The sequence below is a fragment of the Undibacterium sp. GW821-FHT07F11 genome (genome assembly GCF_059418665.1).
On record NZ_JBWKQH010000001.1, the window covers coordinates 337493 to 359740 of the forward strand.

Annotated in this window: 19 protein-coding genes; 10 read left to right on the forward strand and 9 right to left on the reverse strand. The window is 48.1% G+C overall.

All coding sequences use genetic code 11. The features are described 5' to 3' along the window. The first annotated feature begins 132 nt into the window (after positions 1 to 132). A complete protein-coding gene (locus tag AC07OI_RS01460) occupies positions 133 to 468 on the forward strand; it encodes a hypothetical protein (protein ID WP_492703893.1) in 336 nt (111 codons plus the stop codon). Positions 469 to 526: 58 nt separating this feature from the next. Here the strand turns inward: AC07OI_RS01460 and AC07OI_RS01465 are convergent, their stop codons facing one another. Beyond that, a complete protein-coding gene (locus AC07OI_RS01465) occupies positions 527 to 1243 on the reverse strand; it encodes an ArsR/SmtB family transcription factor (RefSeq protein ID WP_495256053.1) in 717 nt (238 codons plus the stop codon). 87 nt (positions 1244 to 1330) lie between these two features. Between AC07OI_RS01465 and AC07OI_RS01470 the strand changes: the two genes are divergently transcribed. From AC07OI_RS01470 to AC07OI_RS01485, 4 genes are all read left to right on the forward strand, one after another. After that, on the forward strand, positions 1331 to 2536 hold the full coding sequence (locus AC07OI_RS01470) for a cytochrome P450 (protein ID WP_495256054.1): 1206 nt from the start codon (positions 1331 to 1333) through the stop codon (positions 2534 to 2536). Further along, positions 2533 to 2877 carry an antibiotic biosynthesis monooxygenase family protein gene (locus AC07OI_RS01475; protein ID WP_495256055.1) on the forward strand — a complete coding sequence of 115 codons (345 nt, stop codon included), beginning with the start codon at positions 2533 to 2535 and terminating at the stop codon, positions 2875 to 2877. Before AC07OI_RS01470 ends, AC07OI_RS01475 begins: the two co-directional genes overlap by 4 nt. Before the next feature lie 198 nt (positions 2878 to 3075). Further along, the gene (locus AC07OI_RS01480; protein WP_495256056.1) at positions 3076 to 3780 is read left to right on the forward strand and encodes a DUF6058 family natural product biosynthesis protein; all 705 of its coding nucleotides are present in this window, start codon (positions 3076 to 3078) and stop codon (positions 3778 to 3780) included. 84 nt (positions 3781 to 3864) lie between these two features. After that, positions 3865 to 4467: a LysE family translocator gene (locus tag AC07OI_RS01485; protein ID WP_495256057.1), complete on the forward strand. Its 603-nt coding sequence runs from the start codon at positions 3865 to 3867 to the stop codon at positions 4465 to 4467. Positions 4468 to 4476: 9 nt separating this feature from the next. Here the strand turns inward: AC07OI_RS01485 and AC07OI_RS01490 are convergent, their stop codons facing one another. The 6 genes from AC07OI_RS01490 to rpmH all read right to left on the reverse strand — a co-directional run bounded on the left by AC07OI_RS01490 (position 4477) and on the right by rpmH (position 9650). Then, the gene (locus AC07OI_RS01490) at positions 4477 to 5307 is read right to left on the reverse strand and encodes an AraC family transcriptional regulator (RefSeq protein ID WP_492703899.1); all 831 of its coding nucleotides are present in this window, start codon (positions 5305 to 5307) and stop codon (positions 4477 to 4479) included. A gap of 15 nt (positions 5308 to 5322) precedes the next feature. Next, positions 5323 to 6729 carry a tRNA uridine-5-carboxymethylaminomethyl(34) synthesis GTPase MnmE gene (gene mnmE, locus AC07OI_RS01495; RefSeq protein ID WP_495256058.1) on the reverse strand — a complete coding sequence of 469 codons (1407 nt, stop codon included), beginning with the start codon at positions 6727 to 6729 and terminating at the stop codon, positions 5323 to 5325. A 325-nt stretch (positions 6730 to 7054) separates the two neighbouring features. Continuing rightward, positions 7055 to 8725: a membrane protein insertase YidC gene (gene yidC / locus AC07OI_RS01500; RefSeq protein ID WP_495256059.1), complete on the reverse strand. Its 1671-nt coding sequence runs from the start codon at positions 8723 to 8725 to the stop codon at positions 7055 to 7057. A gap of 9 nt (positions 8726 to 8734) precedes the next feature. Beyond that, the gene (gene yidD / locus AC07OI_RS01505) at positions 8735 to 9031 is read right to left on the reverse strand and encodes a membrane protein insertion efficiency factor YidD (RefSeq protein ID WP_492703902.1); all 297 of its coding nucleotides are present in this window, start codon (positions 9029 to 9031) and stop codon (positions 8735 to 8737) included. Positions 9032 to 9041: 10 nt separating this feature from the next. Then, complete coding sequence (gene rnpA, locus AC07OI_RS01510; RefSeq protein ID WP_492703903.1) at positions 9042 to 9476, reverse strand: ribonuclease P protein component; 435 nt, start codon at positions 9474 to 9476, stop codon at positions 9042 to 9044. Positions 9477 to 9515: 39 nt separating this feature from the next. Further along, positions 9516 to 9650 (reverse strand): 50S ribosomal protein L34, encoded by a 135-nt coding sequence (gene rpmH, locus AC07OI_RS01515; RefSeq protein WP_061535510.1) that lies wholly within the window; start codon positions 9648 to 9650, stop codon positions 9516 to 9518. A 490-nt stretch (positions 9651 to 10140) separates the two neighbouring features. Here rpmH and dnaA point away from each other — a divergent pair, with 490 nt between their 5' ends. From dnaA to AC07OI_RS01540, 5 genes are all read left to right on the forward strand, one after another. Then, positions 10141 to 11535, forward strand: coding sequence for a chromosomal replication initiator protein DnaA (gene dnaA / locus AC07OI_RS01520; protein WP_495256060.1), 1395 nt, complete (start codon positions 10141 to 10143; stop codon positions 11533 to 11535). A 466-nt stretch (positions 11536 to 12001) separates the two neighbouring features. Continuing rightward, on the forward strand, positions 12002 to 13108 hold the full coding sequence (gene dnaN / locus AC07OI_RS01525) for a DNA polymerase III subunit beta (RefSeq protein WP_110254682.1): 1107 nt from the start codon (positions 12002 to 12004) through the stop codon (positions 13106 to 13108). Positions 13109 to 13335: 227 nt separating this feature from the next. Further along, positions 13336 to 15831: a DNA topoisomerase (ATP-hydrolyzing) subunit B gene (gene gyrB, locus AC07OI_RS01530; protein WP_495256061.1), complete on the forward strand. Its 2496-nt coding sequence runs from the start codon at positions 13336 to 13338 to the stop codon at positions 15829 to 15831. Between the two features lie 878 nt (positions 15832 to 16709). Next, a complete protein-coding gene (locus tag AC07OI_RS01535) occupies positions 16710 to 18683 on the forward strand; it encodes a ParB N-terminal domain-containing protein (protein ID WP_495256062.1) in 1974 nt (657 codons plus the stop codon). Then, entirely contained in the window at positions 18667 to 19866 is a 1200-nt protein-coding gene (locus AC07OI_RS01540) for a hypothetical protein (protein WP_495256063.1), read from the forward strand. The genes AC07OI_RS01535 and AC07OI_RS01540 overlap by 17 nt, the downstream gene beginning before the upstream one ends. A 24-nt stretch (positions 19867 to 19890) precedes the next feature. Here AC07OI_RS01540 and dndE read toward each other — a convergent pair whose 3' ends face one another. Continuing rightward, entirely contained in the window at positions 19891 to 20262 is a 372-nt protein-coding gene (dndE, locus tag AC07OI_RS01545; protein WP_495256064.1) for a DNA sulfur modification protein DndE, read from the reverse strand. Further along, a complete protein-coding gene (dndD, locus tag AC07OI_RS01550) occupies positions 20259 to 22244 on the reverse strand; it encodes a DNA sulfur modification protein DndD (protein ID WP_495256065.1) in 1986 nt (661 codons plus the stop codon). Before dndD ends, dndE begins: the two co-directional genes overlap by 4 nt. Positions 22245 to 22248 lie beyond the last annotated feature (4 nt).

Sequence of the window (22248 nt, forward strand, 5' to 3'; positions counted from 1 at the left end):
GCAATACCAGTCTGAAAAATGCTGCTTTAAAGATGCCAGTGGTAAATGTTTTACATTTTGACCGTAGACTAAGCCCATATTGAGGCAGATAATCTGAATATGGCCTGAAATCAGGCTGATAAAGGAATAATCATGCAAAATTTCAGCACCGATGCCTTATTGCTGGCAGTACCTGAATTAAAGGATGTTGCGCCCAAACACTACCCTGAACTGGTGTTACTGGCCGCGCAGAAAACATTCAAGACACGCAAACCATTCTGGCGTGAATTCATGACTGCTCTGACAATATTCGCCGCAATTTATTTGTCCAACCGCATCGCTGCCCCAGACTCGATATGGATTAGCTGCGTGCTGACTGTCGGCCTGGCCCTTGTTTCCATGTTTGCAATTGATCTGGTGTACTTCCGCAAGTTAAAGCCAGCGATTATTGACAGACTTGCCAAGATCAAGCTGGGCACGAAAGAATAAGTAAAGTAAGCGCAGCTCGGATCCACGGTCTTCAGTCTCAGATCTTAAGGTTCGGGTTTCAGGTTTTTATGGCAAACACTTTTTGAAATTCACGTTTGCCCTTGCTGGTCAATGCCAGTGCCCGACTATCAAGATCACGCTCCAGCCAGGCGCGGTTTAGCAGCAAATTCAATAAAGCCGCCCCCAAAGCACCGCCCAGATGCGGTGTGCGCTCACTCCAGTCCAGGCATGAACAGGCAAAACGCCGCCTGGCCTTGCGGGTAGTGGCGATATCCAGACCCAGTTCTTCCAGTGCCTTGCTGCCTGCGCTTGTCAATTCATAGGCGGTTTCTTCACCTTCCACAGGCCTGATCCAGGCTTGCTGCATCAGATAATCATGCACTCCCACTGCCACTTCACCCGCCATATGGTCATAGCAGGTACGCGCCTTGCGCAGGCGGTCTGGGGTATTGGGTACGAATCGTGACTTGGGCAAACCGGCGATCAGCAGCAAGGATTCCAGCGCAATCGCGACTTCATTGCTGGCGAGCTGGTAATAGCGGTGCTTGCCCTGCGCCACCACATTCACCAGATGCTGTTCCAGCAGTTTGCTTAAGTGCACACTGGCAGTGGAGGGGCTGACCTCGGCCACGACAGCCAGCTCGGTGCTGGTGCGGGCACGTCCATCCATCAGGCTGCACAGCATGCGGGCGCGTGCGGGTTCGGCAATGGCACCTGCCAGTTTGGCTAATTGGGTATCGGCGTATTCTATATTGGTGGAATTTTCTGCATTCATAGTTTGATGGTAGACGAATTGTTCAATGCAGACAAGTCCTATACTGCATTTCAATACTTAGCCACCAAACTTAGCATCAAGCCTGCCATGACACAGAAAATCTCTATCCTGAATGCCCCTTGCCATCCAGACCCTTACCCATATTACGCCAGCCTGCGTGAAGGGCCAGCTCTGGTTTTTGATACCGAACTCAAATGCTGGATAGCCAGCCGTGCCGAAGTCGTGCAACAAGTGCTGGAATCACCCGCTTGCACCGTCAGGCCGGTTACAGAACCCGTGCCGCGTAATATTGCGGGGGGATCAGCGGGGGAAGTTTTTTCACATCTGATACGCATGAATGAAGGCCAGAAACACGCCCTGCCCAGGCAAATTATACAAAGCTCGCTGCGCAAGCTGGATTTGTCTGACATCGCTGTATATACGCAGCAGTATGCCACTCAACTCATGCGCAAATATGATGTAAGGACAGGAAACGGGCTGACACAATATCTGTTCGACCTGCCTGTTCATGTCATGGGCAGTGTATTGGGATTTGAAGAAGATACCTTGCCCGCCCTGGCAAACTGGATGGCAGATTTCGTGCGCTGCCTTTCCCCCTTGAGCACAGCAGAACAAATTGATGCGGCGCATGTGGCAGCACAGGCTTTGCAAAACAGCTTCCGCCAGTTGCTACAAGACAGCCAGGCAAAACAGTATGGATTTTTGGCAGGCTTGCAAAGTGAAGCCACTCAACTTGGCTGGCAACATGCTGATGCCATCTTGTCCAACCTGATAGGCTTGCTGTCGCAAACATATGAAGCCACTGCTGGGCTGGCAGGCAATAGTCTCGTTGCTCTGCAAACTCATCCTGACGCACTGAAGATCATGCGTGAAGGTCGTGCAGAGTTGCCACAAAAATTGCGTGAACTGGTAGCCGAAGTCGCCCGCTATGATGCGCCAGTACAAAACACCAGACGCTTCGTCAACCAGACTTGCGAAATTGCTGGTCAACACCTGCAAGCAGGTGATGTCATCGTCGTCTTGCTCGCCGCTGCCAATCGTGATGTGGCGGCAAATGCTGCCCCTGACATTCTGCAACTGGAGAGAGCAGACAGAAAAGTGTTCACCTTCGGCCATGGTCGCCACACCTGCCCTGGCCAAGACATTGCAGAGCGCATCACAGCCGCTTGCCTGTCTCACTTGCTGAGCGCACCTGCATTTGATTTTGCTGCTCTACGCTGGACTTACAGACCTTCGTTGAATGGCCGCATCCCGGTATTTACCCACAACATACAAAACAAGGAGGGCGCATGATAGCCGTGATTTTTGAAGTCATACCGCATGCAGAAAACAAGCAGGAATACCTGGATATCGCAGCAGGGCTTGCGCCTCTGCTTAGGGAGATGGATGGTTTTATTTCCATAGAACGTTTTCAAAGCCTGGTCGATCCTGCAAAGATTTTATCGCTGTCATTCTGGCGCGATGAAGCCGCAGTCGCCAACTGGCGCAATACCGAAGAACACCGGGCGGCGCAGTCGCAAGGACGCGGTCATATCTTTGCAGGCTATCGTTTGCGCATCGCATCGGTAGTACGTGACTATGGTTTGTTGGAGCGTGAGCAGGCCCCCACAGATAGCCGTCAGGTGCACGGCTAATTCACAAGTGCACCCCAGATTGATGACGTAGTATCCCGCCAAACCAGAAACAATTTTTATATCAATAGGGCTTACGCAAAATCGTCCCAGCAAGGCGTCAGCGACGAAGACAGTACTTTAGTACGCGGCTCCCAGGAGAGGAGCTGCAACGCAGCTGGGGCGGTTTTTCGGAAGTCCTAATCAAGAGAGAATATCAACATGTCTGAACTACAGCTCTACCTGAATACACATTTCCTGAACAAAGCACAATTCGCAGCAGCCTGTGCTATTTCTGAAGCAGAATTAAATGACTTGCTGGCTGCACACATACTGCCTGGCCCTTCTTATGTGGTCTCAGAAAAAGCCAGCATCAACTCTGCTGTGTTTGGTGAGTCAGATGCTGGTGATACTGTTGCTGGTGAATATTTTCGTGCCTGTCATACGGTCTGGTGCGACAGGGCAAGACAGCTGGTGGCCGAACACGGATGGACAACAGCACCAGAACTGATGAAGCAAGAATTTTTGCGTAACTATATCGCTGCGCTGACAGAATTGAATACCAGTACATGGCACCTGCAAGACTGCTTTGCAGCGGATGGCACGGTAAACATAGCGGGACTGACGGAAAATGCAGGGCTTCACTGGAAGCATTTTTTGCTCGGCACCTTTGGTATCTGTACCGCCAATCCAGCCTCTGCAACCGAGATTGCATGCAAAGGTGTTTTACAAGAAAAGCTTAGCCACCTGACAGCCAATGGCAGCAGAACTGATTTCAGTGCAACGGAAGCAAGGGACATCTTGCCGGTAGTTGATGCCTTTGCTGAAGTAGTCATGTGGTTTTCACCGGCAGAATATGCACGCTCGAGTCGCAAGCGCCTCGTCGATGATATACGACCGCGTTTGCTCGCAGCAATGGCAGCATAAATAGCAAGGGTAGTTTTCTTCAATACAGGTCAAGCGTGGCCCGGTATAAGTCTGTCTGCCGACTCACTTATACGGACCACGCTTATGCTCACTCTCAACTTCAACCTCTATCTCTCCATGGCTGCCTTTGCGCTGGCCGCATCCATTTCACCTGGCCCTGTGAATATTGTGGCTTTGCGCTCAGGCACGCAATATGGCTTTCGTGCCAGCCTGGCCCATGTCAGTGGCGCGACCATAGGGTTTACCGTCTTGTTATTCCTGACTGGACTGGGCCTGCATGAGCTGTTGATCATCATGCCAGCACTGACAAAAATCATACAATGGGCGGGAGTCGCTTTTTTGCTGTTCCTGGCTTACAAGCTGGCTGTCGATAATGGACAACTGGAAGTCGATGAAAATGGCAAGGGGCCATCTGCCTGGTATGGCGCACTCATGCAATGGCTTAATCCCAAAGCCTGGCTGGCATCCATCGCAGGTATGGGCGCTTATGCAGCGAATGGTGACACCAGCATGGTCTGGCACTTCACCATCATCTATTTCTTCATCTGCTATGCGTCGATAGCCGCCTGGGCTTACGCAGGAACAGCCTTGCGCCAGCTCTTCAAAAAGCCTGCGTTGATGCGTGCCTTTAATCGCAGCCTGGCGGTGATGTTATTGATCAGTGCTGTTTATCTGGTGCTGAGCTGACGCGCATTCTCAAGCCTGATATTGTCCAGGTGTTGCCGCCAGCAGGCGTTTGAAGACACGCTGAAAATGCGCCTGATCAGCAAAGCCTGCTTCCAGTGCCGCATCGGCAATTGAGGCACCTTGTCTCAATTTTTCTTGCGCATATTGCACACGGCGATTAATGAGATAGGCATGCGGAGTCATATCATATTGCTTCCTGAAAGCGCGGAATAAATAGGAAGCGGACAAACCTGCATGGGCAGAAATATCATCCAGGCTCAGGTCTCGTGTGCAGTGCTCATGGATAAAATCAGCAGCCAGTTTGAGTCTGGCATTTTCCAGATGCAGTTCTGCCGGAGCAGATTGCAGGTGCTTGTGTAATTCAGAAAAATACTGGATCAAGCAGCCCTGTTTGTTGAGGAGTTCAGTTTCAGGATCTATCAGGGTTTGATATAAATCGAGCAGGCCTTGATACAAGAGAACATTGTCAGACACTGCACTGGTATAAGCATGAAATTCCGGCTCTTTCAATTGTCCCAATTCAGCCTGCAAAGCTGCCAGCCATGTGGCATCAAGGTACAACATGCAAAATGACCAGGGCAAATCATCGACAGGCTTACAGATATGCACCTGCCCCGGATTGATGATCACCAGCTTGCCTGCTTGCACATGATACTGCGTACCAGCCACGACAAAATTGCTCGCACCCGCAGTAATGGCACCTATGCTGAAAGTCTCGTGTGCATGCTTGTCATAACTGGCTGAACGGCCCTCTGCCAGATAGCGCACCTCAATAAACGGCAGCCTGTCATCGCGCCAGAAGCGCGGGACAGTATCTGCCAGAGTCTTGAGTTGCGCCATATTTTATGCAGGGGTTTATTTACCGATACAAAACCGCGAGAAAATCACACCCAGTAAATCATCGGATGTAAATTCACCAGTGATGCTGTTCAAACGGTCTTGTGTCAAGCGCAGTTCTTCAGCAAACAAATCCAGCGACTGATCATTTTGCGCCGCATATTCAGCAGCATTTTGCAGATGTTCATGCGCATGCTTGAGAGCGATGAGATGACGTTCGCGTGCCAGGTAAAGTGACTCACCTGTTTGCTCCCAACCGGCAATGCGCAGCAATTCCTTGCGCAGCAGATCTATACCTATGTGTTCATGTGCGGACAGATAAATATGCGTCGCATCGGACATTTCATCGACGCTGGCATGATGGCCGGATAAATCGATCTTGTTCCAGATACGTATGACCGGCACGCCTTCCGGGAAGCGGGCGACGATGGCATCGTCAGCGCGGGTCGGGCCACGGCTGGCGTCGAGCAGGTGCAGGATGACATCGGCTTTATCCACTTCTGCCCATGTGCGTTCTATGCCTATGCGCTCTACTGTATCGATGGTATTAGCGATCTGACCTTCTTCGACTTCATCATGTTCATGGCGTATGCCAGCAGTGTCAATGATATTGAGGGGTATGCCTTCGATGTGAATGGTCTCGGTCACCTTGTCGCGGGTAGTACCGGCGATGGGGGTAACGATAGCCACGTCATCGCCAGCCAGTACATTCAACAGCGATGATTTGCCGACATTGGGCTGGCCTGCCAGTACCACATTCAAACCAGCTCGCAACAAGGCCCCCTGTGCTGCCTGCTCAAACACTTTTTGCAAGGCCGTTTGTATCGTCGCCAACTGGCCGCGGGCATTCGATTTTTCCAGGAAGTCGATTTCTTCTTCAGGGAAATCCAGCGTCGCTTCCACCAGCATGCGCAGGTGCACGACTTTTTCTACCAGTGCATGAATCACTTTGGAAAAAGCGCCGGACAGCGATTGTGATGCCGATTTGGCAGCCGCCTCGGTCGAGGCTTCGATCAAATCTGAAACGGCTTCAGCCTGTGCCAGATCAAGCTTGTCATTCAGAAAAGCACGCTGGGTGAATTCACCCGGTTCAGCCAGCCGCAAGCCCGCATCCTTGCCCGCTTCCAGGCAGCGCGACAGCAGCATTTGCATGACCACAGGGCCACCATGGCCTTGCAGTTCCAGCACATCTTCACCGGTATAAGAATGGGGAGCCTTGAAATAAATGGCGATACCCTGGTCGATGACGGTCCCATCTGCCTGGGTAAATGGCAGGTAACTGGCATGACGCGGCTTGAATTGGGTATTACCAAACAGGGCAGTGACGACAGGCGCAAGGTCCTTGCCGGAAATGCGTACTACACCTATGCCACCACGTCCGGGGGCGGTGGCAATGGCAGCGATGGGAATGGGTTCGTAGATCATGTTGAAATTCTATCTGTGCTTGCACTCTATGGGTGCAAATTAGTCTGTTGGTTTGTGACGGAAATGCGACAGGGCAGATACCAAGAATATCTACTCCCGTAGATTGGGCCGGGCCTCGCTAGGCTACCAACACTGGGCCTCAATAGACGGTATACGTTATTTAAACGCCGAGTGTTGGGCTGGTAAATCGTAGCCCAACCTACATGTTAGGACGCAAATGCGGCAAGGTTTTGCTCAACAAATTACCCCGTAAAAAAAGCCCGCAAGCAAACTTGCGGGCTTTCTCATTTGCTCAATTTTTAAGCTCTACCTTCAAGCCTGATGCTTAAACCTTATGCTCAGGCGGGATCAGCTTGTTATTGATGACCCATTGCTGCGCAATCGACAAGATATTGTTGACTACCCAATACAATACCAGGCCGGATGGGAAGAAGAAGAACATGACCGAGAATGCCAGTGGCATGAACATCATCATCTTCGCCTGCATTGGATCGGCCGGGGCCGGGTTCAGCTTGGTCGTGATATACATGGAAATAGCATAAATCACAGGCAGGATATACCAGGGGTCAGGTGAAGTCAGATCGGTGATCCAGCCCACCCATGGTGCGCCGCGCATTTCCACGCTGGCTTGCAAGACCCAGTACAGTGCCAAAAAGATAGGCATCTGGATCAGGATAGGGAAGCAGCCACCGAGAGGATTGATTTTCTCGGTTTTGTACAATTCCATCATGGCCTGGTTCATTTTTTGCGGATCGTTTTTGAAACGCTCACGCACGGCCTGCATCTTCGGTGTCACAACCTTCATTTTTGCCATGCTGCGATAACCGGCAGCCGACAAGGGGAACAAAGCCAGTTTGATGGCGATCGTGAAGACCACGATAGTCCAGCCCCAGTTACCCAGCATTTTATGGATTTGTTCCATGACCCAGAACAGCGGCTTGGCGATGATGGTCAATACGCCATAGTCTTTGACCAGCTCAAAGCCAGGAGCAATTGCTTCCAGCTTGGCAGATTCCTGCGGGCCAGAATACAGATGTGCATTCATGCTCACTGTTGCACCAGGTGCCACTGTACCCATAGGCAAGACATTACCAACTGCGTACAGATTGGTATCAACCTGTTTTGTGAAAATTTCACGCTTGGTCTTGTCTTGCGGGATGAAAGAAGACACAAAGAAATGCTGCAACATCGCTATCCAGCCATTGTCTGATTCTTTGGCATGGCCATCAGTACCCTTGGCGATTTTTTCAAAATCCAGTTTCTGGAATTTTTCTGCTTCTGTATACACAGCTGGTGCGTAGAATTCACCGCTGCCCGAGAACATGCCGCCGCTTTCAGGCTTTGTGCCGTCATGCAGCAATTGCAGGTACAGGGAAGGCTTGATGGCAGCTGCGCTGGTATTGGTCACATCATGACGCACATCGATCAGGTACTCACCTTTTTTGAAGGTGTAAGTCTTGGTCAGTTTGACGCCGCCTTGTTCCGCTTCCAGCACCAGTTGTACCTGGTTGCCGCCTTCCAAGGTACGTACACCTGGTTTGGCAATAAAGCCGGACTTATGGTTAGGGAAGGCACCGCCCAGCAAACCTGTCTGCGCCAGATAGGTACGTTTGGCCGACTGATCAAACAAGACTACATTTTTTGTATGGTCAGTGTCATTTTTATGTTTGAGCAATTCCAGTTTTTTCAGCTCGCCACCGATGGTATCAATATCCGCCTTGATGACATCAGTAGTAATGGTAATGGTTTCGCTCTTGATGACAGGGGCTGCAACTGCATCAGTGCCAGCAGTTGCTGCGGCGCTTGCAACAGCACTGGCGCTACCCGCTACGCTGGCGGCATTCGCAGTCGCGCTGGCAGAAGCTGATGCACTGGCCACTTTGGGTGGCGGCGGAGCAAATATAGACGGCTTGCCGCTATATACACCCCAGCCATTCCAGAGCATGATCAGCGAGAAAGAGAAAATTACCCACAGGACGGTACGTTTGATATCCATTTGTGTATGTCAGGAAAGGGGAGAAGAATGTCCAGTGTGCTTGCCATCATGGCAGCACTGGGCAGATGTGGGGGCGGTTTGCGATTTTTCACTAGCGGGTGGCACATGATCCACACCACCGGGGTGCCAGGGATGACATTTGCACAAGCGTTTACCTGCCAGCAAGCTACCCTTGGCGGCACCGTGTATCTTGATGGCCTCTGCCGCATATTCAGAGCAACTGGGATAAAAACGACAGTTCTGCCCCAACATGGGACTAATTGCCAGTTTATAAAATCTGAGCAACAGGAGCAGCAGGGTTTTCATCTCAAATGCCCTAAGGTTGACTTACCGGCAGTTTGGTACCCGCCAATGCGCAAGCCGGTGCAGCGAACAGACGCAGGATTTCCGCCCTGAGCTCACGCTTGAGCTGGGCGGTCGTCGCCGGCCCCGCCTTGCTGTTAACAGGGCGGGACAGCCTTACTATGCAATCCACGTTCAGCAATGCAGCATGCCGGAAAATCTCGCGGGTGACGCGCTTGATGGTATTGCGCGTCACGGCACGTGGCGCAAAACGCTTGGCGGCCACCACACCCAGCCTGGCATGCGGCAAATCATTGGTTCGGGTATACAGCACAAAATGCGCTGTCTTTTGCACGGGGCGCAAACGAAAAACGGATGAAAACTCATCCGTTTTAACGATGCGCCTGACGCGGGCAAAATCTGCGCCGCCGACACCTGCCTGAACTGACTCAGTTATATTATTGATCATGCGAATTCAGCAAGGCTGCGCAGATCAACGAACTGATAATCAAGCTGCCAGGCGTTTACGGCCTTTGGCGCGACGTGCGTTCAGAACAGCGCGGCCACCGCGGGTTGCCATGCGTGCGCGGAAACCGTGGGTGCGCTTGCGGCGAACGACGGAAGGTTGGTAAGTACGTTTCATGTTGGTCTCGCTAATTGAGCAATAAAAAAAATCGGAATTACGGATAAAGGCTGTCTTGGGTGCGACTTCGGCTTGCACATTTTCGTCAGGCCTTTCGCCTTTACTGCCCCAAAACCGCTGCTCATGGTGTTGCGCATCAATCCATCAAAAAACCGATAATTAAAGCCGCACCAATAAAAGAGGGGTAGGGAACCCTGAATTAGACACCATTTTTGCTTTGCGTGTCAATCACTTAGCGCAAAAATTAATCAATCAGGGCACATCCATTGGTGCAATGCAAAGAATAAATTTAAACCCAAACCTGTGGATAACTCGGTCAAGCGGGGTTAAAATAGCGGATTAGCGCGGCACCGTTTTATGTCTTTAAGACAACTCACCCAGCGATAGAGGCGCAAGTCTCTTGGTAACTCTTGCTAAAGTCTCGGCAAGATCGCACAGGTTAGAATTTAATTCGGCACCGCGCATTTGCATTTAATAATTAAAGTCATACATGGAAAATTTCTGGCAGGCCTGTTCTTCCCAACTTGAGCAAGAGCTTCCACCACAGCAATATAGCGCCTGGATCAAACCGCTAGTCCCGCTTGACTTTGAAAATGGCAAGCTGCGTATCGCTGCGCCTAACCGTTTCAAACTCGACTGGGTTAAGGCCCAGTTCGCCAGCCGCATCACCGACCTGGCTAACCAGTTCTGGGATGAGGATGTCGAAGTACAGTTCGTGCTTGACCCGCGTGGCAACAGAAAAACTGCTCCAGCAGCAGCGGCCTCACCACGCCCGCAGGGTTTGAATGCCGACCTTGATGCCCAGGGCAGTGTGCCAGAAATGATGTCTGAACCCGCTGCGCCAGAAGTATCACCGCGCCGCGAGCAAAGCCGTATTAATTCTGACCTGACTTTTGACAGCTTCGTCACCGGTAAGGCCAACCAGCTGGCGCGTGCTGCCGCCATCCAGGTAGCCAATAATCCTGGTGTATCGTACAACCCATTATTCTTATATGGCGGCGTTGGTCTGGGTAAGACGCATTTGATCCACGCCATCGGCAACCAGATCCTGGTTGATAACCCAAACGCCAAGATACGCTACATCCACGCTGAGCAATATGTGCGCGACGTAGTGACCGCTTACCAGCGCAAGGGTTTTGATGAATTCAAGCGTTATTATCATTCGCTGGATTTGTTGCTGATCGATGATATTCAATTCTTTGGCGGCAAGAGCCGTACGCAGGAAGAATTCTTTTACGCCTTTGAAGCCCTGATCGCCGCCAAGAAGCAAATCATCATCACCAGTGATACTTACCCCAAAGAAATCACCGGCATGGATGACCGCCTGATCTCGCGCTTTGACTCTGGCCTGACAGTGGCGATTGAACCACCAGAGCTGGAAATGCGCGTAGCGATCTTGCTCAAGAAAGCCCATTCAGAAGGCGTCAATATTTCTGATGACGTCGCCTTCTTCGTCGCCAAGCATTTGCGCTCCAACGTGCGTGAGCTTGAAGGCGCATTGCGCAAGATTTTGGCTTACTCACGCTTCCATGGTAAAGAAATCACCATCGACGTGGTGAAAGAAGCCCTGAAGGATTTGCTGTCGGTACAAAACCGCCAGATTTCCGTAGAGAACATACAGAAGACAGTCGCTGACTTTTTCAACATCAAAGTCGCCGACATGTATTCAAAAAAACGTCCGGCCAATATCGCCAGACCGCGTCAGATTGCGATGTACCTGGCCAAGGAACTTACGCAAAAGAGCCTGCCAGAAATCGGCGAACTCTTCGGCGGCCGCGACCACACCACGGTCTTGCACGCCGTACGCAAGATCACTGCAGACCGCACCAAGAACCCCGAATGCAATCATGAATTGCATGTATTAGAGCAAACGCTCAAAGGTTGATGGCCAGGATGTTGTAGGATGTGCAAGTTGGAATGGTTTTGTGTGTAGTTACAGGTAAGAAATATTTATAGGGTGCGCCATGCACACCACGGCGTTAAACCAGCTAAAACGGTGTGCGCGGCGCAACCTATGGGTTGGCAAGGGTTTTGCTCTGAAATCAGCGATACGCGTAAGCGTCAAACGCCACGGGATTCCAGCCTGCGCTGGAATGACAGTTTTAAGGGCACGGCTCGAATTGAAGCAGCAAGCTGTTTAAAACTGCACGAACAGTATTAACGTCATCCCAGCGAAGGCTGGGATCCATCTGCGCAAGAGCCGTTTGCGCGGAGCGATGAACAAGTTTGTAGGGTGCGCCATGCGCACCAAAGTAACAAGCAAGACAGCAGTAAATATGTGAAGCAGTTTATAAAAAATAGTAAGAGATAATTTAAGTTCCTTGTCACCATAATTTAGTGAGGATATTCAAATGCAATTGGTTAAAACCCACCGGGACACCCTGCTCCGGCCTTTGCAAATTGTGAGTGGTATTGTCGAGCGTCGGCATACATTGCCGATTCTGGCCAATATCCTCATTCGCAAAGACGGTGAACAAGTGTCGTTCCTGTCGACAGACATAGAAGTGCAGATCACGACCAAGGCAGCCATTGGTTCTGGCGGCGACAGCATTGCCACGACAGTTGCGGCCCGCAAATTGCTGGATATTTTGCGCGCCCTGCCAGATGACAATGATGTGGTCCTCAAGCTTGAAAACAAAAAGATGAGCGTACAGTCAGGCAAGTCGCGCTTCTCTTTGCAAACCCTGGCGGCAGAAGAATTCCCTACCGTAGCCCAGGCCGAGCATTTCAATGCCAGCGTCAACCTGCCACAAAAAACCCTGAAGCACCTGTTCAACATGGTGCATTTCTCGATGGCGCAACAAGACATTCGTTATTACCTGAATGGCTTGCTGCTGGTCGTTGATGGCAAGAACGTCATTGCTGTCGCAACTGATGGTCACCGCCTGGCGTTTTGCCAGGTTGAAGTTGAACAAGAATTCCCGCGTCATGAAGTCATCATCCCGCGCAAAACCATCATAGAGATGCAGCGCCTGCTAGAAGACAAAGAAGACCCGGTACAGATCGACATCGCCAACAACCAGGTCAAACTGACTTTTGCCGATATCGAACTGATTTCCAAACTGGTCGAAGGCAAGTTCCCTGACTTTAACCGCGTCATCCCCAAAGGCTATAAAAACAGCTTTACTTTGGGCCGTGAGCAATTGCTGCGTTCATTGCAGCGTGCCGCGATCATGACGTCTGACAAGTTCAAGGGTGTGCGTTGCGTCATCACCCCTGGCCTCATGCAGATATTGTCGACCAATGCCGACCAGGAAGAAGCGATAGAAGAAATCGAAATCGACTACGGTGGCGACAGCGTGGACATCGGCTTCAATGTCAGCTATCTGCTTGATGTATTGAACAACCTCAAATGCGACCAGATATCGGTCTCTTTGGGCGACTCTAATTCATCCGCACTGATCACTATCCCTGACAACACCGACTTTAAATATGTCGTCATGCCGATGCGGATATAAGTTGTAAATATCGACAGATGCCGTGGACATTATGTTCACGGCGATCTTAATACCGTCATTCCAGCGCAGGCTGGAATCCAGCGTCGTTAGTCGTTATGCCCTGATGCATCAACACCCAAGACACTGAATCCCACCTGCACAGAAATGACAAAGCAGTCCCTGAATATGTTTCACATTGGGCGATTTACACAATTGTCCAAAACAGTTCGTTTTTTTAGAAGGTAGCCATGTCCGATAACACCCAAGACAACACTCCAGCGCAGCCAAGTCAATACGGCGCATCCTCAATCCAGATTCTGGAAGGCCTGGAAGCCGTGCGGAAACGCCCCGGCATGTACATCGGTGACACCTCGGACGGCACCGGTCTGCATCACCTGGTCTTTGAAGTGCTGGATAACTCCATTGATGAATCCCTGGCAGGTCACTGTACCGAGATCAATGTCACGATTCACAGCGACAACTCCATCTCCATCACTGACAATGGCCGCGGCATCCCTACCGGCATCAAATGGGATGACAAGCACGACCCCAAACGTAGCGCCGCAGAAATCGTCATGACCGAGCTGCATGCAGGTGGCAAGTTCGATCAAAACTCCTACAAAGTATCCGGCGGTCTGCATGGCGTGGGTGTGTCCTGCGTGAATGGCCTGTCCAAGTTGTTGAAGCTGACTATCCGCCGCGATGGCAAAATGCACACCATGGAATTTGTCCGTGGCGTGCCACAAAACCGCGAGCTGGAAACCGTTGATGGCGTCGTTACGTCACCAATCAAAGTAGTTGGCGACACCGACAAGCGTGGTACTGAAGTCCACTTCTGGGCTGATGAAGAAATCTTCACCCATGTTGAATTCCATTATGAAATCCTGGCCAAGCGCATACGCGAATTGTCCTTCCTGAATAATGGCGTACGCATCAAGCTCAACGACCACCGCACCGGCAAAGAAGAATTGTTTGCCTTTGAAGGCGGCACTCGCGGCTTTGTTGAATACATCAACAAAAACAAAAGCATACTCAACCCAACGATTTTCCAGGCCACTGGCGAGCGCCAGTCTGACCAGAACACCACCATCACTGTCGATGTCTCCATGCAATGGAACGACGCCTACAATGAACAGGTATTGTGCTTCACCAATAACATCCCGCAGCGCGACGGTGGCACCCACCTGACCGGCCTGCGCGCCGCGATGACACGCGTCATCAACAAGTATATTGAAGAACACGAGTTCGCCAAAAAAGCCAAGGTAGAAGTCAGCGGCGACGACATGCGCGAAGGCCTGACCTGCGTCTTGTCCGTCAAAGTGCCGGAACCCAAGTTCAGCTCACAGACCAAGGACAAACTCGTCTCAAGTGAAGTACGCGGCCCGGTAGAAGAGATAGTCGCCAAGACCCTGACCGACTTCTTGATGGAAAAACCCAACGACGCCAAAATCATTTGCGGCAAAATCGTTGAAGCAGCACGCGCCCGTGAAGCAGCCCGCAAAGCCCGCGAACTGACACGCCGCAAAGGCGTCATGGATGGCCTGGGCCTGTCATCCAAACTGGCAGACTGCCAGGAAAAAGACCCGGCCCTGTGCGAACTGTACATCGTCGAAGGTGACTCTGCAGGTGGATCAGCCAAGCAAGGCCGCGACCGCAAGTTCCAGGCTATCTTGCCACTGCGCGGTAAAGTCCTCAACGTAGAAAAAGCCCGCTTTGAAAAAATGCTGTCCAGTGAACAGATCACCACCCTGATCGCCACCCTGGGCACCAGCATAGGCCCGGACGAATTCAATGCCGACAAACTGCGCTACCACCGCATCATCATCATGACCGATGCGGACGTCGATGGCGCCCACATCCGCACCCTGCTGCTGACCCTGTTCTATCGCCAGATGCCACAACTGGTAGAACGCGGCCACATCTACATCGCCCAGCCACCACTCTACAAAGTCAAGGCAGGCCGCGATGAGCGTTATCTGAAAGATGACGCAGAAGAAGCCACCTACATGATGACCGTGGCCTTGACCGGCGCATCCCTCACACCAGGCACAGGCGCAGCCCCTATCACTGGCGAAGCCCTGGGCGAACTGGTACGCCAGTACAACCTGGCCAACGCCATCATGATGCGCCTGACCCGCGTCATCGACCGCGCTGCCCTCACCGCCATCATGACCGGTGTCACACTGAAACTGGATAACGCAGAAAGCGCAGAAGCATCCGCCATCGCCCTGACCGCCGCCATTGGCGACAATGCGGTAAAAGCAGTAGTACGCAGCGACGAACTCTCAGGCGCATTCAGCCTGCGCATAGAACGCCTGTACCACGGCAACATCAAGGTCAGCAGCATCGACGCCGACTTTGTTGACGGTGCCGACTACCAGGTGCTGGAAAACGCCGCAACGACTTTCAAAGGCCTGCTCACCGAAGGCGCATTCATCCGCCGCGGCGAAGGTGAAAAAGCCAAGGAAATCGCAGTACACGACTTCCACCAGGCCATGCTCTGGCTGCGCGACGAAGCCGAACGCGGCGTCAGCAAACAACGCTATAAGGGTCTGGGCGAAATGAACCCAAGCCAACTCTGGGAAACCACCATGGACCCCACAGTCCGCCGCCTGCTCAAAGTACAGATCGAAGACGCGATTGCCGCCGACCAGATCTTCACGACACTGATGGGCGACGACGTGGAACCACGCCGGGCGTTTATTGAATCGAATGCGTTGAGGGCGGGGAATATTGACGTTTGATGTTGTCCAGGACTGTCATGTAGAACGAAAAGGTCAACCAGAATAGTTGGCCTTTTTTTACATTTATCCACTAAACAACTTTACTACTTTCCATTGGCAAAGGAAACAACTGCTAATCAAGTAGTCTCAGAACCGAATATGTTGGTTCAGAGACGTAAATGGATTCTTGTCTCGGTGCATTCATTTGAAAAAGATGGTGTCAACACCGTTCCAGAACCGTTCTCTGATGAAGTTGAACCAAAACGAAACATGCCAAATAATGACAGCGTAGGGCAAATTATGTTCTTGCCGATGACTGTGCAGGTCAAGACGCCAAACCGCTATATATGACGAGGTTTATTTGGACAGCAGACTACACAGTAATCGGAGCAACCGTGTTAACCAGAGGGGCGTATTCAGCTATACTTAACGTTAAAATAAGAGTAATTGGCAGAATTGAGGACAAAACATGAAAAAGACTTTGGGGCCTTACGGGGAAACAAATTCAGTCACAGTTTCGACTGCCTTGCTCAATCAAAAGCAAGGCACCTTAAACGGATCGAGAATGTTGACATCATCCGAAATCCTTTTGCTAAGAAAGAGTAAGCCAGAGATTGCCGCCAGATTCCATTCCAAGCTGTAGATTAATCGCAAATTGTCATTCGTAGTGTTGAACGGATTTAAGTACAGTTTGAGCATGCCACAAACGCTCAGATAACTATTATCAACGATCAAGATCAGATGGCGGACTGTGCATTTCTTTACAAACGCCACACTTATCTTATTTATTCCCTAGGCATCTCATTATGCTTATTTTCATCTCCAATGATTTATAGTATCCATAAGTACTTTTGGATACGTTGCCTTGACATCAAAAAATATCGGAAAGAGAAATCAGAATGTCGAAGATACCAGGAACAAAAAAAATAATGAAGTTCACGAAGGAAGTGCGTGGATCATTTGGACGATTCAAGACAGATCATAGTTTTAAAATTTATTATCTCAGCACAAGCATTCCAATTAATGATATCAGTGACTTGTCAACAGCGTCCGAACTATTTAACTCAGAAAAAATTGAATTTGAAGAACTGCTGCAAAGAGACATTGATCAAAGTCGAGTTAAAAAGATCGCAAACGAATATTTGAGCAAAGGTGAGGGTCGAGTAATATTTTTCCCACCGTTACTAGCGTGTCTAGTTTTAACAGACAACAATTTAGGACTTAAGAAACAATATTCCAACGTTCAGCATGAAGACCTTGGGGAATCTGAAATAGGTCCAGTTCTTAGAACTACATGGGATCATGACGGCTTTCAGTTAGACTTACCAGAAGCAGATAAAGAAACATCCGAGCGACAAATTTTGTGGGGAGAAACAGAAAGATTTTTTTATGAATATGCAGCCACGTTGCGCTTCAATCCGAAACGTGCAAAATTAATCGTCTTAGATGGACAACATCGCCTTGAAGCACTGCGCCTGCTAATAAAAAATGACGACCAGAAAAATATAGTTGCAGGTTTGGAAATTCCAATTTGCATAATTTGGGCACCAGAAGCTGTCGAAGCTGGTGACAATAATGAAAATATGACGCATGATTTCCGTGAGTTATTTGTTAGGGTGAACTCAGAACCACGAAAAGTTAGCGGTCATTTCATTACTCTATTGAAAGACGATAGCTATTCTGCTATGACTTTGCGTCGCCTTGCCGATAAATGGCGCTCAATTGATGAACCAAATGGCTGGCGAAGATTACATTTACTTGAATGGAATACACGTGAAGACGAACGCGTAGATGTTCGTACTAGAGATTTCTCAGTTACCACTGTATCTATTGTTGCAAAAGCATTAGATGAGCACTTGTTTTCACAAGGTGTTGCCCCAGATCTCCTCAGATTAGAAACCAGTGCGGCTGAATTCAGTACAATAGACCCTGACTTCTCATTTGATGGCGTAGTAGATCGCGCTCAAAAGTCAAAAATTGACGACATCATTAAGAATCATATAGATCAGTATTTGGTCCCTGCATTAGATATTCTCTTTAGAGAATCACCCCCTTATAAAAGGCTTGAAAATTCTCTTGGAGAAGCTTTTAAAAAGCTCCAACTAAAAGTTTCTGAGAATAATGGTTCGTTCATTAGCCTAAAATCATTGCTGAGTTCATACATTTATAAAGAAGATGAAATTTTTGAGGAAAGTGCAAGAGGTGCATATGTCGACTTCAAAAACTGGATTACGTTCGAGCAAAATGACCGAGTTTATTTTCTCTCGGTATTTCAACAAGCCTTATTAAGATTTTGGTTAAGTATCGCAGCTGTCCTAAAACCATTGGGCATTGATGCTGTTGAGTCAGCGAGTATTTCAGTTCGAGCCTTGGAGGCCCTAGTGTTCGTTCATAAAGAAAGATATTTAACTTCAGATAGAAAGTACACGCGCCGCACTCTATGGAAAAATGAGAATGTGAATTTTGCAACCTCTTGGGCGAAAAAAGCATGGACAGATATCGTAGGAACATCTCTATTGAATAGAAAAGTAATAGATGAAATTTCAAACATGCTAGAAAACAAACATGGCATTTCAAGTTTGCAACTAAATGAAGCAAAGTTGAAATTCATCGAACAAGGTTACAAATCTGCAGGAAATTATGTATCTAGACTCCAAGAAGAGATAACAAAAGAAACAAGACAATCTTTGGACGATTTTTTTGGCGAAGAACGCGCTCAACAATTACGAGCACTAAGAGATTCAGATAGGCAAGAATTTGAGGCTGTAATAAAAAAGAAGGCTGCATCACGGTACTTTGAAGCAATCACTGAATTGTCAGACCAATTAAAGATTAAGACAGAAGACCTTCTCCGATATGCTGATGCAAGTTAATCTTTGGCTTCCTGGCGATAAACTGCCATCCTCTGAGGATCCAATTTATTGCCGAATGCAGGATAAACCAGCTGCCATTCAATCGGTTAAGTCTGAGGGTAAGATACGACCAATTTATGCGGTAACACCAAATGGTGAGGATCTATTAGATCTCATTAATGCTCATATACACCTGAAAGTAGTTCCAGGAAACATTGGTTCAGCAGTAGTCAATTTCAGAAGAAACACGAACCACAAAATAGCCGAAACTTGTAGACTGCTTAGTCGCGGATTGCAAGTACATGATTCTGACACAGTCATCATGGCCAGCGAAAACCTGTCAACAATCTATGCGGAAATTACAGCGAAGGCTCGTTCAAAAATCCCCGAAAAAATTTTTACTCTAACCAACTATTTTGTTGAATTTGCGAATGACTGCTACCGTCCACTTGAACATAGTTCGCCTTTCATACACAAAAGTGCAAATAAAACAAATAAAAATTGGTGGATAACACAGCCAGCTCTTGCGGCAACATTCGCTCAAATATTAAAACATCTTCCAATTCAATTTGGAGGAACAACTCCTCCACAATTAACTCCACTGGAAGATTGGCTCAAAGAGATAAACAAACGCTTAAAATTGATGCAAGCATCTCCGCCAAATCTAAAAACAAGACAACAATCGCTGCTTGAGGCATCCGCATACTGTGGTGCTTTGGCTGAGAAATATATGCTCAAAGAACACTGTGGGCAAGCGGTGTTACTACTACATAGGGCATGCGATTTATTAATGTTCTCGCTCTGTATATCTCATAACATTATTGATTTTTCAGTTTTCGGAGGGAAATATCTTGATTCATACGCTTCAAAATTAAAACACAATAAAATCACGTTAACAAATTCCTTAAATTTGCTGGGTACTAATATTGCCAACCACAAAACAAGGCAATCAGATTTCGAGGAATTAAATGACTGGCGAAATTTACTGCTTCAAACTCATTATATGAGTGATTTAGATCTCTCTAAAACTGTTTCAATATTTATAAAAATTAGACCGCACCTAGAATTACTTGGCGGATCAAGTTGGCAAGCAGCGCAAAATAAATATCTAAATGGAATAACAATTCCACCTAGTGAAATATTAGATATAGGACACCAGCTGTCTCAAACATATGAAGATTGTACTGATAACATTTATTTGTAGTGATTGATAGAAAGTTACACCCTCTTAAACAATGCCAATTGCTATTGAAATTAATAAGTCATCTCCTCCTTTAGCGGACAAATATGATAATCCTCGATGAACATGTCGAGCCAACATTATTCGAATAGTCTCAAGATCATCAGCTAAACCATCGGCTTTACTCCTAAGTTTCAATAAATTAAAGTATACAACTTCGTTATTGCCCGTCAACGTGCGCCAATCAATATCTATCCCCCCATTAAAATTATAATTTTCTTGCGGTGGCTGGCTAGGATTAGCTAAAGATATACACAGTGCATATCTACACAAGACATTATAGTGCTCGACTCCAGTTTTTCTCTTTAATGAACTAAGTTGGTTTTTACCAGCAGCAGTAATTCTAAGTCTATCAATCATACATACGCTCCAATGCTATTTTTTGCAGAATGTGCAGTGGTGCATCTTGTTTCATCATCAAAAGTGAGCTCATATTCTTGGCTCATAAATGGTGCCAGTGCATCATAAACCGTCCCACCAACCTCCTCGTCTGTTGACAATGTCATGACCTGATGAGAGATTTTCGAGAAAAAATTTCGAATTAAGGATTCACGATGCTTCTTATCAAGTCTTGCTAAAGGCGTGTCAACAACAACGGGGAACCTGCCTTTTCTCTCACGTATAAGTGCACTCAAAACAGATATTGCTAGCATCTGTCGTTCACCAGCAGAGAGACGCTCCATGGGCAATACATGTCCAGATTCGTCTTCAATGGAAACGGCATAGGTTGCAGGGTCCACTACTACCTTTGCAATAAGTTTACGTTTGCGCAATAGTCCACGAAATTCGGTAGTTATCATCTCTGATAACCAATTTGCTTTTGAAGCAAGTAATCGCTCTCTAAAAATATTCAATACTTGTTTTGCGCGATTGGCAGCTTGTAGCCCTTTAATTTCTAAGGTGCGCTCAGAGAATTTTTCTCCAACTTGTTGTAATAAATTATTTACCCGACTTTCCAACAATGCCTGGCTCGCTCTCTCCTGATTCAACTTTTCACTAATCAAATGAAATTGAGACTCGAGATTAACTACCGCTTTTGAGCGCGATTGCAATTCGTCGAATATTTCGCTCAATTGCGCTTCAGCAGGAACCTCACTAACAGATTTATCTGCTCTTTCAAGTAAATTAGTCAGTTTCTTAAAAGCTTTTACACGGTCATTTACGTGAGTTATCGCGCCATCAAGCCGAGTTTGAATTTCTTCAGGATCTGGCCCAGGCAATAATAAAACCGTACTCTGATTCTCATTCTTGTATTTATTCAGGTCAGATTTAAGTATCTGACTTAAAGCCTTTTCTTGATCAGGAAGTGCACGTTTTAAGGCTGAGAGAATTCTTTTGTCTCGCTTTTGGAATTCTGTCATTAACAAAGCCGCATTTTGCGCGTTGCTATCTTGTTCCCACTGGATTTTGTATTGATCCCAAAGAGAACCTAGCCATATCAACGGGAGAAGCGGATCGCTAACAGCATCAATTAAAGCTGCACGAGCTGCTTTATGTTGTTTGTCAGCAGACTCCAAAGAACCTTTTAGTTCAGCAGCCTGCTGATATGCTGCCAAGCCTTGACGTTGTGCGCGGGCCGTAAATTTATCTAATTCACTTTGGGCGTGCTCAATTGTATTTTTTAAATCGCCTTGCTGTTGTACTAGGATCGCAATGCGTTTTTCAAATTCATCTAACTGATCTTGAAATTTACTTAGCTGTATACTAGATTCATCAGTATCAAGCGGAGCATCGTCACTCTTTCTATTTGCACGACGTTCGACTGCTTTAAGATCATTAGATAAAGTGTCGATGCCCCCCAAACCTAAGAATACCTCTGTGGCACGGCGCAGCAACTCTGGCAAACGTTCTGGATTGGCTAAGGCTTCAATCTTTTCGCCATCAAACAAAAAGAGATGAACAAGCTCTACCGGAAGAATGCTGTTGATAAAATCGTCCCAAGATTCAGCAAAGTCCAAATCTTTGATGCCATCACTTAAGACTGTAAAATCTTCGATAAGATTCTTGCCACGAAATGTCCATTCGCGCCTGAGTGTTACTGATTGTATTTTGCTACCAATCTCAATATCCAACGTAACCTCAATTACTGAACTACCTATAGCATCTTTTCGCTGAAGACTAACGATCAATTGTTCGTATTCAGAACGACGAAATACATTAATTGCTTTATATCCGTATAGACTTATTTGCAATGCAGTGAGTAATGTTGTTTTTCCACTACCATTTAATGCTTTGATCAATACTACTGGTTTGTTTGTCGCAACATTTAGCTCCAGAGTTTGACGCTCGCGAAATGGCCCCAAGTTCTCAATGGAGATTTTAGTAAAAGTTATCTTTGCCATATTG